The 12,697-nt window shown below is 47.9% G+C and carries 15 protein-coding genes; 13 read left to right on the plus strand and 2 right to left on the minus strand.

The features are described from left to right. Window positions 1-195: 195 nt before the first annotated feature. Window positions 196-345, minus strand: coding sequence for a hypothetical protein (locus ACQ76V_RS10440; protein ID WP_441000442.1), 150 nt, complete (start codon window positions 343-345; stop codon window positions 196-198). Between ACQ76V_RS10440 and ACQ76V_RS10445 the strand changes: the two genes are divergently transcribed. The 12 genes from ACQ76V_RS10445 to ACQ76V_RS10500 all read left to right on the plus strand — a co-directional run bounded on the left by ACQ76V_RS10445 (window position 346) and on the right by ACQ76V_RS10500 (window position 11,446). After that, complete coding sequence (locus ACQ76V_RS10445; protein WP_441000443.1) at window positions 346-507, plus strand: hypothetical protein; 162 nt, start codon at window positions 346-348, stop codon at window positions 505-507. Beyond that, complete coding sequence (locus ACQ76V_RS10450) at window positions 504-863, plus strand: hypothetical protein (protein ID WP_441000444.1); 360 nt, start codon at window positions 504-506, stop codon at window positions 861-863. The genes ACQ76V_RS10445 and ACQ76V_RS10450 overlap by 4 nt, the downstream gene beginning before the upstream one ends. Further along, complete coding sequence (locus tag ACQ76V_RS10455) at window positions 835-1,299, plus strand: hypothetical protein (RefSeq protein ID WP_441000445.1); 465 nt, start codon at window positions 835-837, stop codon at window positions 1,297-1,299. The genes ACQ76V_RS10450 and ACQ76V_RS10455 overlap by 29 nt, the downstream gene beginning before the upstream one ends. Further along, window positions 1,296-1,661, plus strand: coding sequence for a hypothetical protein (locus ACQ76V_RS10460; protein WP_441000446.1), 366 nt, complete (start codon window positions 1,296-1,298; stop codon window positions 1,659-1,661). Before ACQ76V_RS10455 ends, ACQ76V_RS10460 begins: the two co-directional genes overlap by 4 nt. A 99-nt stretch (window positions 1,662-1,760) precedes the next feature. Then, on the plus strand, window positions 1,761-2,231 hold the full coding sequence (locus ACQ76V_RS10465) for a hypothetical protein (protein ID WP_441000447.1): 471 nt from the start codon (window positions 1,761-1,763) through the stop codon (window positions 2,229-2,231). A gap of 119 nt (window positions 2,232-2,350) precedes the next feature. Next, on the plus strand, window positions 2,351-3,718 hold the full coding sequence (locus ACQ76V_RS10470) for a TolC family protein (RefSeq protein WP_441000448.1): 1,368 nt from the start codon (window positions 2,351-2,353) through the stop codon (window positions 3,716-3,718). 29 nt (window positions 3,719-3,747) lie between these two features. Continuing rightward, the gene (locus ACQ76V_RS10475; RefSeq protein WP_441000449.1) at window positions 3,748-5,007 is read left to right on the plus strand and encodes an efflux RND transporter periplasmic adaptor subunit; all 1,260 of its coding nucleotides are present in this window, start codon (window positions 3,748-3,750) and stop codon (window positions 5,005-5,007) included. A 39-nt stretch (window positions 5,008-5,046) separates the two neighbouring features. Continuing rightward, window positions 5,047-8,151, plus strand: a complete 3,105-nt coding sequence (locus ACQ76V_RS10480) for an efflux RND transporter permease subunit (RefSeq protein WP_441000450.1) — start codon at window positions 5,047-5,049, stop codon at window positions 8,149-8,151. Window positions 8,152-8,212: 61 nt separating this feature from the next. Continuing rightward, window positions 8,213-8,533 (plus strand): P-II family nitrogen regulator, encoded by a 321-nt coding sequence (locus ACQ76V_RS10485; protein ID WP_441000451.1) that lies wholly within the window; start codon window positions 8,213-8,215, stop codon window positions 8,531-8,533. Between the two features lie 170 nt (window positions 8,534-8,703). Then, a complete protein-coding gene (locus ACQ76V_RS10490) occupies window positions 8,704-9,270 on the plus strand; it encodes a helix-turn-helix domain-containing protein (protein ID WP_441000452.1) in 567 nt (188 codons plus the stop codon). Between the two features lie 266 nt (window positions 9,271-9,536). Beyond that, the gene (gene nhaA / locus ACQ76V_RS10495) at window positions 9,537-10,892 is read left to right on the plus strand and encodes a Na+/H+ antiporter NhaA (protein ID WP_441000453.1); all 1,356 of its coding nucleotides are present in this window, start codon (window positions 9,537-9,539) and stop codon (window positions 10,890-10,892) included. Window positions 10,893-11,008: 116 nt separating this feature from the next. Continuing rightward, window positions 11,009-11,446, plus strand: a complete 438-nt coding sequence (locus ACQ76V_RS10500; protein ID WP_441000454.1) for a hypothetical protein — start codon at window positions 11,009-11,011, stop codon at window positions 11,444-11,446. 68 nt (window positions 11,447-11,514) lie between these two features. Here the strand turns inward: ACQ76V_RS10500 and ACQ76V_RS10505 are convergent, their stop codons facing one another. After that, window positions 11,515-12,141 carry a rhomboid family intramembrane serine protease gene (locus ACQ76V_RS10505; RefSeq protein WP_441000455.1) on the minus strand — a complete coding sequence of 209 codons (627 nt, stop codon included), beginning with the start codon at window positions 12,139-12,141 and terminating at the stop codon, window positions 11,515-11,517. Window positions 12,142-12,323: 182 nt separating this feature from the next. Here ACQ76V_RS10505 and ACQ76V_RS10510 point away from each other — a divergent pair, with 182 nt between their 5' ends. Continuing rightward, entirely contained in the window at window positions 12,324-12,689 is a 366-nt protein-coding gene (locus ACQ76V_RS10510; RefSeq protein WP_441000456.1) for an STAS/SEC14 domain-containing protein, read from the plus strand. The last annotated feature ends 8 nt before the right edge of the window (window positions 12,690-12,697 follow it).

The following is a 12,697-nucleotide window of genomic DNA, read 5'->3' on the forward strand; positions in this document are numbered from 1 at the left end:
CTCGACAGTTACGGCAATCATTTTTCGATCTCCGAATTCGAAGTCCAAGGTCCCGGCACCATTGGTCGCATGGACATAGGCTTTTTACGGTCTTTTCTAGCTTGGCGCCAGTGGCACGGCATATCCACCCTTATTTCCTCGGCTTGGCGCAAAGGAGATCCGAAGTCCCACGGCCAAGGCCTGGCTTTTGATGTCCTACTGTTTGACCAGTGGCTGGTCAGTCAACCGTCCGCGCTCCGGCATTGGCTGCTCGCAACCACCTGGGGATTTAACGGCGTAGGCTTGTACTTTGATTGGAGCTACACCAACAAAGAAGGTAACAAAGTACCAGCTATCGGTTTGCACGTGGACGATTGGGCAGGGAACGGCTATTCTCAGCGCCCGCTCCGTTGGCTCCGAATCGACGGCCAGTACTATTACCAATCGCTAACTCGTGGCGATTTTTACTGCAAAACCAATCGGCAAACCATTACGCTGGATGAGGCGATCAAGAGGTACGCCTCATGAGCAACTCCCAATCCAGTGACTTTTTCCAAAAATACAAGGAGCTGATTGTTACCACGATTATCTGCCTATTTCTGACCGGTATCTACGATTCCATCAATAACCAGACCGCCGAAATTAAGAAATGGTATGAGCTGATGATTGGCATCAACGAGAAAGTGAAAGTACAGGCCGACAACCTAAGTAAATTGGAGAAAAGCCTGGAAACCCATGTCCAGCGTACAGACAGTCGCTTTGATGATCATAACCAACGAATTCGATCCATTGAATTTGAAATCATTCCCCGACGGATAAATCAATACAAATCCTTAACTAAAGGAGACACCACTAATGCTGAGAATATTAACACCGATTATTAAGGCGGTCCCCACCTTAATTGGTCTTTTCAAAAACAGAACCCCTGAAAAAGGCCGAGGAATCGTAAAAAGTGGTATCGCAAGCCTCACCATTTCCGGGCTTATTTCAACCGGCAGGCTATCTGCATCCGGAATTGATACGACCCTACTGCTCATTCTCTCCATCCTAGAGATAATCGGATATCTATACGGAATGATCGCTATATCATCGGGAGCCACGCAGATCAATCCTGTTGATGAATTGCTAAAAGGAAAAGGGGAAGGGTTATCAGACCTGCAGGCAAAAGTTTTAGGTCAGAAGTGGCTTCAGCAGATACAGGAAAATCAAAGTCATAGGATTCCCGGAAACTCCAGGCTTGATAATGACTACTCCGATCTAAAAGTCAAAGCCGAAGATATTTCCCAATACAAATCCCATAAATCAAAGAAAAAACGATGATTACAATGCTACCTTTCTTATTCATTACTCTTTTAGTTCTATTCCCTGCAGACTGGCTATCAGGCCTGCTGGCTCCAAATAATTTGGCCGAAATTGGGGTGGCTATCCTTGGCATAATTGCCTTGTCAGCCTCAGTTCAAATTCGCGGGCTATTTGAGAAAGCCCAAGACATTCTTCGCTTGTATGCCCAATACACAGATCCTAAAAGCGAGAAAGGAAGTAAGCTCTCTCCCAAAGAAAAAGAGCGCCTGCTAGATCTTTTCTTGCATGAGCTACGAATTGTTATTGATCAGTTTGGTGGGAAAATATTGATCCGTGTGGGGGGATTTATTCGGAAGGTATTCAATAAATTAGTTGGGTAGCATAATCCCTTCTTTAAAAAAGCAGTCTCAATTAACAAAGACTGCTTTTTTTCCTCCCAGCTATTCCCTAACTTTGGATTTGATTTTAAAGAGTTTCAAATGGAACAGATCCGATCCACATATAAGAAAAGCCTCAAGGGCATCACGCTTGCCCTCCTTTTCCTGTTTGGAATACATTTTCTAAGCATTCACGGATTTGTTGACAGTCTTGTCTATTGTTTTGAAGAAAACGGGCAGATCAATATAGAGTCCGAGGTTAGTTCCATCTTCACTATTCCTGCTGAAGATGTAGTCCATGCTGAAGATCAGCACGTTCATGAAGAACCTACCTTTAATGCTGTAGAAGATAGCCATCATGATGTATCACTATCCTTAATCTGTTCCAAAGAACAACAGACCACCCGGTTTGATCAAGAACGAACGCTTAAATTTCTTGATGGAATTTTGAACAGTAAGGTTGAAAACCTCCCGCAATCACGGGTCTTTCAACTTGTTTCTTACGCCCCTCCCTTGATTGAGGATACGATAACAGCTTCGCTCAAAACGGTTGTCCGTATTCTCTACGACTAAGTAGTTCCAGCCCTCTCCATATCGCCATTTCACTTGCAAGTAATGTAATCAGGTAAGGAACAGTTATATCCTGCCGGTTCTGCTTGCCCTCTATAACAGCAAAAATTGGCTGGAAAGACATGAAATTATTTAACTCCATACTGGCCCTCGGCATGCTTGTGCTTGCTGCCGGTTGTGCCACAGAAGAAACCGTTATTGAACCACCATCAGAAAGCACGCTGGGAGACCAAACCTATGAGACGTCCCCCGCCTTAAATCAGAATGTGAACCCGCAGGATACTGCATCCAAGGTCACTATTTCAGATACGCTAACCTTCTCGGATGCGCTGTCCAAAGCCCTGCTCGAAAACCCCCGGCTGCAAAGCTACGGCTGGCAGGTGCGCGTAAAGGAAGCCGAACGCATTCAGGCTTCCCTGCTTCCCAATCCAACACTCAATGCCGAGATGGAAAACTTTGGAGGCACGGGTCCTTTTGAAGGGTACGACGCCAGAGAAGTTACCGTCAAATTAGGACAGAAAATCCTGTTGGGCGCTGACCGACTCAAGCGTAAACGGCTGGCCGGTGCCACCAAAAAGCTGGCCGGATGGGACTATGAAGCCCAACGGCTTGATGTGCTGACTGGTGTTACCAAGGCCTATATCTCAGCACTGGAAGCTCAGCGCCAGTGGCAGCAGCAAAAAGAGCTGGTTGATGTCGCCCAAAACCTGTACAACTCTATCTCTGCCCAAGTGAAGGCCGGAAAAGTCTCCAAGCTGGCGCAGACCAAAGCACAAGTTGAGCTTTCCCGCGCAAAAATTGATCTAGAAAATGCCCGCAACCAATGGGAATCCGCTCGTAGTTCACTGGCTGCCTACTGGGGGAGCGAGCAACCACAGTTTCAACAATTAAAAGGAGAGCTGAGCATGCCTTCTGCCATCCCCGAATACGCCAAGGTGCAAACCTATATCCAGCAAAATCCGGATGTGGCGCGGTGGGCTACCGAACTGCAGCAGCGCGAATCGGCGCTTGACCTCGCACAAGCCAGAGGCATTCCCGACATCACCGTGAGCGGAGGATACAAACGCGCGGAGGATTTGGGTGCCAGCGCTGCCATTGTTGGCGTGTCTATCCCACTGCCTTTCTTTGATCGCAATCAGGGGAATATCAAGGCAGCGAAGTATGAGTTGAGTCGCGTGCAGACCCAACGGGAAGCGGCCGTCACCCAAACCTACAAGGCCTTGCAAACAGCATACAATAAGCTCGATGCAGCTGCTCACGAAGTCAATCAACTGCAAGAGCAAGTATTACCCGGCGCTAAAACAGCTTTCGAAGCGGCCCAAATCGGTTACCGGCAGGGCAAGTTCGATTACCTGGAAGTACTTGATGCCCAGCGTACGCTCTTTTCGACGCGCACTCGCTACATTCAGGCCCTGGCCGAATACAACCGGGCCGTAGCCGAAGTGGAACGACTCGTAGGCACGCCCCTTTCTGAAATTTCTGCAAACTAATTTTTTGAATGAATATGGAATCACCAATCATGAAGAATCTAACTGTATTAACACTTACTGGACTTCTGTTAGGAAGTCTTTTGACAGGCTGTGGATCTAATTCGGATTCCCAAGCCAACGCGCAAACCGAACAGCATCAACCCGAATCGCAACACAGCAAAAAAAACAAGCAGGATACTGAGGAATCAGGACAACACAATGAAGAAACCGGACAGCATGCCCGCGAAGTGCATCTGACCGAGAAGCAAGAAAATAGCCTGGGTATCAAGGTGGAAACACTGTCTGAAGGAGATGCCTCCTCGACGATTTCCCGTCCGGCCAGCGTCGGATACGATCTGGATCAAATTGCCAAAGTTGGTCCCCGGATTGAAGCAAAGGTTGTGAAAGTGATAAAAGACTTGGGAGAACGAGTCAAAAAAGATGAGCCGATTGCGCTCATGAGCAGCGTGGGCTTGGGCAAAGCCAAAGCCGAATATATTCGGCTTCGGGCCCGGCTCAAAGCCGAAGAGGCACGCTACAAACGCGAGCAGTCGCTTTATGATCAGGAAATATCTTCACAAGCCGAGCTCCTGGATGCCGAAGCCAACTACCAGGAGGCCAAAGCCGAACTGAACTCTGCGGCGGAAGCCTTGCGCCTCTACGGTATGTCGCAAAACGACATTAAAAACATTGAAGCAGGCAGCGACCGGCCCTTATCTCACTTCTACCTGACCAGTCCGCTCGACGGGGTGATCCAGGAGCGAGATATTTCACCCGGACAAACGATTAGTCCCAGTGAGACGCCTATCCACGTAGCGAACCTCTCCAAAATGTGGGTGATGATTGATGCCTACGAGCAGGATATCCGGTATCTGAATAAAGGACAAAATGTAAGCCTTTCGGTTCGAAGCATTCCCGGGGAAACCTTTGAGGGAAAGACCGACTGGGTTTCGTATGCCCTGGAAAAAGAAACCCGCACGATGCCGGTTCGCGCTATCGTCGAAAATCCGAACGGCCAACTCCGGGCCGGAATGTTCGGCACCGCTCGCATATCAACAGGGAAAGAACGTAACGTTGCGATGATTCCCATTGATGCGGTACAAACCATTGAGGGCGAAAAAGTTGTATTTGTCCCCGGTAAAGAAAACGGCAGCTACAAGCCAGTCGAAGTGATGCTCGGCAGGGAAAATGAGGGCTATGTGGAAATTGCTTCGGGCCTGAAACCCGGTCAGCAAGCTGTCATCGCCGGCGCCTTTGATCTGAAGTCCGCCCTTACCGCTCAGGGACGAAGCGCATCCCACGGACATTAACTGCTCGTTGCAATATCGAATTTCTTAAATGACAGACTTATGCTTCAACAAATAATTGACAAAGTATTAAAGAATCGTTTGACGATCCTCATTCTGGTGGCGGCCGTTGGCGTCTATGGATACTTCTCTTTTGAGGATGTCCCCATCGACTCCTTCCCGGACGTATCGCCCACCATGGTGCAGGTGTTTACTTCCAGCCCCGGCCTTTCCCCGGTGGATGTGGAGACGCAGATCAGTTATCCCATTGAAATTTCGATGTACGGGCTACCCAAACTGGATCGCGTGCAGAGTACCTCCATTTTCGGGCTTTCGCGCGTAAACATATATTTCGAGGACGGCACCGACATCTATTTTGCCCGTCGGCTGGTCATGGAACGGCTGTCCAAAGCCAGGGAGTCTATTCCCGATGGGCTGGGACAACCACAACTGGGTCCCATAACGACCGGACTTGGAACCATCATGATGTACGAAGTGACCAACACCGATACCGCTAATCATTCCCTGATGGAACTGCGTACGGCCCAGGACTGGATCGTAAAGCCCCAGCTTCGGACCGTACCCGGCGTTACCGGCGTGCTTTCCCTGGGCGGCGATGTCCGGCAGTTCCAGGTTAATGCGGATATGAACGCCCTTATTTCACGTGGACTTACCCTGGAGGATCTGGAAAAAGCCATCAATAGCAACAACCGCAATGTGGGCGCTTCTTTCCTGGAACGAGGCGGCGAAGAATACCTCGTCCGCGGCTACGGCTGGATTAAGCCCGACAAACAGGGGCTGGAGGACATCCGAAACATCATTGTGAAAAACGAAGACGGCACGCCCATTTACGTGAAGGATGTCTCAAAGGTGGAATTCGGTTCCGAGATTATGCGGGGTACTCTTATTAAAGACCAAGAGGAATCGGTGGGAGGCTTTGTGCTCAAGCTCATTGGCACAAACACGCAGGACCTGCTGGCTCAGGTGGATAAGAAGATCGATGCAATCAATAAAGCTCTGCCCGACGGTATGGTTATGAAGCCCTTTTACTCGCAAGGGCAGCTCGTTAGCAAAGCCGTGGGTACGGTCAGCAATGCCCTGTACATCGGGGCCATTCTGGTGCTTGTCATCCTCTACTTTTTTATGGGGGACCTTCGCTCGACGCTTATTATTATATCCACCGTTCCCATTGCCTTTCTCATCGCCTTCATTGGGATGAACCTCATGGGCATATCGGCGAACTTGATGAGTTTGGGGGGACTGGCGATCAGCATTGGTATGATCGGAGACAGTGCCACCGTGATCGTGGAAAATACCTATCGCCTGCTGGAAGAACGGGATACCGAAAACGTATCTCTGGTGCGGGTGGTAGGCGAAGCTGCACGCGAAGTGATACGCCCGGTGATCTTTGCCACCAGCATTATCATTATCGTATTTATTCCCCTCTTTTCGCTGGAAGGCGTCGAGGGGAAAATGTTTAAACCCCTGGCCTATACCATTACCTTTGCACTGGGCGGAGCTATCTTTCTAGCCCTGACCTACATCCCGGTAATTTCCAGTTTCATCCTGCCGGATAAAGGGATGGACAAAGAGCCGTGGTTGGTCCGCAAAGTAAAAGGATTCAGCCGCCCGCTGATCGAAAAAGCCACGAAATTCCCCAAAATGGTCTTTGGCGGAGCTCTCGTGCTGTTTGCCGCAAGTATGGCCGTGTTTCCGTTCCTAGGAACCGAATTTCAGCCGACATTGCGGGAAGGTACCTTTGCGGTACGCTCTGTACTGCCTCCGGGTGCTAACCTCCCCACCACCAAGGAATACACGAAGCGTATTCAGGAGTCGATGCAAACTTTCCCCGAAGTGCAAGGGATCTTTTCCCGTGTGGGACGTGCGGAAGTTGGTGGCGACCCCGAACCGGTGAACGTGGTGTTCAACGTAGTAAATCTGAAACCACTCGATGAGTGGGAGGCCGGTCGAACCTATGAAGAACTGCAGTCGGCCATGGCGCAAAAACTGCAGGAAGATCTGCCGGGCGTAGCTTCCAACTTCTCCCAGCCTATTCAGCTTCGTACGGATGAGCTACTCAGCGGCGTTCGCGCCCAGGTAGTCGCTAGTCTCTATGGCGATGACCTGGACACCCTGGCTCAAAAGGCGCAGGAAATTGCGGAGGTTGCCAAAAGCGTAGAAGGAGCGGTAGATGTCCGCGCACAGCAACAGGGCGGCAAACCGCAAATCCTGGTGCGGCCCGATCGCGAGCAGCTGGCGCGACTGGGCATCAGCATCGATGACTTTCTGAATACTGTAGAAACCGGTATTGGCGGCTCGGTAGCCGGACAGGTCTTCGAAGGCATTCGCCGCTTTGATATCTTCGTGCGCCTGCAGGAGAACCAGCGCAAGCGTATTGAACAGGTTCGGGAGTTGCCCGTACGCACCGCTAAAGGCTCGCTGGTACCGCTCTCCCAGATTGCAGATGTGGAAGTCTTTACCGGCCCCAAACAAATATCCCGCAACAAAGCGAACCGCCGTACTTACGTGCAACTGAATGTACGCGGACGAGATATGGGGAGCGTTGTCAATGAAATCCGCAAAAAAGTAGACCAGCAAGTTGATCTGCCAGCCGGATACTTTACCGAATACGGCGGACAGTTTGAAAACCAGCAGCGAGCCATGAACCGGCTGATGGTAGTCGTTCCCATTACTCTGGGACTAATATTCTTTATGCTGTTCTCCACCTTCGGAAGCTGGCGCTATGCGGTGCTCATCTTCCTGAATATTCCCTTTGCCACCATCGGGGGTATCTTTGCCCTCTGGATATCCGGACTATACCTGTCGGTACCGGCAGCGGTAGGCTTTATTGCCATCTTCGGTATTGCGGTACTCAACGGGCTGGTCATTGTATCCTACATCAATCAGCTTCGGGAGGAAGGAATGTCCACCGAGAAGTCGGTCGTACAGGCTTCGCTGCTGCGCCTGCGTCCCGTACTGATGACGGCCTTGACCACCGGTCTTGGACTATTGCCGCTACTGCTGGCTAATGATATCGGCTCCAACGTGCAGCGCCCACTGGCAGCCGTAGTTGTAGGCGGACTGTTTACCTCCACCCTGCTTACGCTGGTGGTACTGCCGACCATCTACAAGTGGTTTGCCGAGCCAGTCAAACATGCCGAACTGTAAATTTTTAATACATAACCATCCAAGAGTTTTGAACCCTTGGATGGTTTCAAACCTAATTATTATGAAAGAGATCAAAGCTTTTATTCGAACCAACATGATTGACTATGTCATTGACGCCCTTGAAAGCATGGACGATGCCCCAGGCATTTCGTTAAGTGACGTGCGTGGCTGGGGGCATGCTGAAGAAAAAACAGCAGCTCAACTGGTCCAGCGTATTAAGCTGGAAACGGTCGTTCCTACCCACCGGGTAGATGAAATTATCTCCGTAATTGTTGAAAAGGGACAGACCGGTAACTTCGGGGACGGCAAAATTTTTGTATCCGACGTAGAAAAAGCCGTACGCATTCGAACCGGGGAAACCGATGAGGATGTCATACGATGACAAATACTGTCCCATCACCATCCCTGAGGCGGTCCTCACTTGACTGGTGAGGACCGCTCTTCAATACCTAATTAGATAGTGATAGCTGCACGAAACCGCATCACTATCACCTTGGCTGCCGCTGCTTGACCGCGGCGGCAGCTTTTATAACCCAAAATCACTCCCATGTTATGGAACAACAACATTTTCACATCAAAAACATGGTGTGCGAGCACTGTGGAGAAGTGCTCCGGCAGAAACTGCTCGAAGCCGGATTTCCTGTAAAGCACATAGAGCTGGGCAAGCTGGAACTGAATCATCCTGTAGATAGCGATGAATTTGAGAGGCTTTCTAAGGTTGTCCGCCAAAACGGATTTGAAATCATCAGTGATCGCAACAGTCAGATAGTCGAACAGATCAAACACCTGATCATCGATATCATACACCAGCGGGAAACACTGGATGGCAATCTTTCGGAGTTCCTCGAACAGAGAATGCACAAAGATTACCAGCATTTAAGCAGGTTGTTTTCCGGCGTGGAAGGAAAATCCATTGAACGGTATTTCATCCTGCAAAAAATAGAACGTGCGAAAGAATTGATTGTCTATGGCAAGCAAAACCTGACGGAAATTGCCTATGAGTTGGACTACAGCAGCCAGCAACACTTTTCGCGGCAGTTTAAAAAAGAGACCGGGTTGTCACCTTCACATTTTAAGGAGATTAAAGAGAATAAGCGTACCTCCATCGATCAGATTTAACATAATACTGCACGATAAACGCAAAATTCTGCAAGCTAAAAATTTGGCTGATTTATACACTAAACATTCAACAGGCACACTGAAACATTTTATCCCTGATGATGCTTTGGGAAGGATGACTATGTCATACGATTACTTACAAACATTTCATCCCAATCCCTTAGCATAATCCCCAAGAGGCACCGCTGTCTGACCGCGGCGGTGCTATTTTTACAATTCTGATGTTTTAAAATAACGAAACAACATTTTAACCAATATTGTAAAACGTGAATAATTCAAAAATCTATACGTCTATCCTTCACTTCTTTAAGAAAGATTCCGCGGCGGGCATGATGCTGCTGTTTGCTACCATAGCAGCTCTTATTATTGCCAATAGTCCACTCAATGAATTTTATGAGCACCTTCTGGAGCTGGAGTTTAGCATTGGCTTTTCTTCGCTGATAATTGAACACTCGGTTCATGAATGGATTAATGACGGACTGATGGCGATTTTCTTCCTGCTGGTCGGACTGGAAATCAAACGGGAGCTCAAATACGGAGAGCTTTCAACGTTCCAATCAGCTTTGCTTCCGGTTGTTGCAGCGATGAGCGGGGCAGCGGTGCCGGCCCTTATTTTTTGGGGATTCAACGGCGGCACCGACTTTATGAATGGCTGGGCCATTCCCATGGCTACCGACATCGCATTTGTCATTGGCGTACTGGCCGTGCTGGGATCCCGGGTGCCGGTTTGGGCTAAGGTATTTGTTACGGCTGTAGCCGTAGTGGATGACCTCATCGCCGTATTGATAATTGCACTATTTTACACCGAACAAATAAGTATGGGCGCCTTAGGGATAGCCGGAATATGCCTGCTTGTTCTATTGCTTTTTAACTTTAAGGGAATAAACAAGCTAACTCCCTATCTTTTGGTAGGTGTCATTATGTGGGTTGCAGTCTTGAAATCGGGCATTCATGCCACTATAGCCGGGGTTGTGCTTGGTTTTGCCATACCGGCTACTCGCGGATGGAGCGTGGATCGATTAAAAGAATACGCGCAAGAAGGATTTGATCTGTTTAAGCAGGCGGCCAATGAAAACTTGCCGGTAACAAAAGAGCAAGCCCTGCACCATATGGACGAGACCGTAAGCCACGCTCAATCGCCACTCCACCGACTGGAACACAAGCTGCATAACGCCGTGTACTTTGTGATTATGCCCCTGTTCGCCTTTGCCAATGCCGGGGTGATTTTTGAACCCGAAATGATGGGTCAGGCTTTTGCCTCTACCTTAACCTGGGGCATAGCACTGGGCTTACTTTTTGGGAAGCAGGTAGGAATATTTGGGGCAACCTGGCTGCTCACCAAACTAGGCTTCTCCGAGCTGGCTCCCAACAGGGAAACCTGGAAGGTAGTATACGGAGTCGCCCTCCTGTCAGGTATTGGATTTACGATGGCCTTGTTTATTGCCAACCTTTCCTTTGCTGATGCTACGCTGCTGGAATTTTCGAAAGTTGGTATTCTCTTGGGATCGCTGGTAAGTGGTGTGTTGGGATATTATGTGCTCAGTCTCAAATCCCACTTTGGAGGCAAAACCCAACAATCATTTGACGTACCCGAGCAAGGCGATGTGAAAGCAGCAGAATAAAAAAGGCACAACAGTTTATAGCGCAATATGCCGAATAAACAGCAGTTATTTTATTAGCATCTCAATCAGATCACAGCAACTATTAACTTTGAAGTGAAATAAAAAAGTTAAGTTTTATGGATTCATTACGAATTAGCCTTCAACCAATATTGGAAGATATAGCAGATTCTAAGGATGTATGTATCGACCGGCTAGTCGGCAGCCTCAAAAAAAGAGATGGCATTAACACAGTGAAGTTAATTGAAGCGCAAACTCAGGAACCCCGGCTCTTAATTAAATTTAAATCAGATGTAATCTCAGAAGATCAAATACGAAAAATAGTTCGGGAAACCGGTAAAAAGCTGGATAAAACATTTGGGCATCTGCGGGTTAAAATACAGGAGATCCAAGATATCCATCGTCTTGAGGCTACTGTCACCCTTTTGAAGAATGTCAAAGGTGTTATGAATGTGCTGGTGGCACCTACAGGCATGATGATTGTGGAATTCAACAAGTACATTACACAGGAATCGATAATCAGAGAATTGATTGAGAAAATGGATTTGGTTATTTAACCGCTAAGTAACTTCACTGAAGGCTTATTTTTTACAAAACAGTTGGAAAACTAAACGTCAACAGTAACTTAATAGTGCTCTTCGCCTTTTAGGGCCCAATATTTAATAAGGATATAACCGAACACCATTCCACCCAGGTGGGCAAAGTTGGCCACTCCCCCCTGCCTGCCTGTAATCCCGCTTACTAACTCAATAATCCCAAAAATGGCCACAAAATACTTGGCTTTGATCGGGATGGGAGGAAAGAGCAGCATAATGGGTCGTTCGGGAAACATCACACCGAACGCCAGCAAAATGCCGTACACGGCACCCGAGGCACCAAGTGTCGGTACGCTAGCGTTGACAACAACTAGCTGTGTCAGTGCCGCTCCAATACCGGTCAAGAAATAATACACGGTAAACCGCCGGGTACCCCAGTAGTTTTCAATGGATTGTCCAAACATCCAGAGGGCAAATAGGTTAAAAAATATATGCCCGAACCCGGCATGAAGAAACATATAGCTTATCAACTGCCAAATACCAAACTTGCCGGAACCAACGGGCCATAAAGCCCCGTATTGGTACAGGAATGGACCTATAACCGGCGTATTTAATGCCAGAAATACTACAACATTAATAATAAGTAAATGCTTTACAGCCGGCGGAAATATGGAAAATTGGGTATTGGGGCTATATTGATTGGTTTGGTAATTCAAAGATCTAAATAGTTTCCTTTCAATTTGTTATATGTAAAACCTGAATACCGGTCCTTTGATTCATCCATTTTCCTTAAAGTCATAATCCTGCACAAGATTTACAAAAATATGCAAGTGCTGATACTCTCCAACATGTATCTTGAAAAAAAGTGTTTAAATACAACTTAAAATAACAGAGTACTATGATTGAATTAAATGCTCATACTGATGACGATATTCTTGCCATCAAAGTATCTGGCAAACTTTCAAAAGCAGACTTGGATGACCTCAAACCGGCTCTAAACAAGTTTACAACTGTAACTGATGATCCTCATTTAATCATGATTCTGGAAGACTTTGGGGGATGGGCAGATACCGCAGCGTTTTGGAAAGACTTGCAACTTGATGCCGAATTCATTGGGTATTTTGATCGTATTGCGGTAGTTGGAGATAAACAATGGCAAGAGTGGGGTACGAAGCTCGTCAATCCCATTACCAAGGAAGAATTAATGTTTTTCCCTATTGATCAGTCTAAAGAGGCCTGGAATTGGGTACGCTCTGATCATTAATAAATAAA

This window comes from Fodinibius sp. SL11, assembly GCF_052060035.1.
In the GTDB taxonomy this organism is placed as follows: Bacteria; Bacteroidota; Rhodothermia; order Balneolales; family Balneolaceae; genus Fodinibius.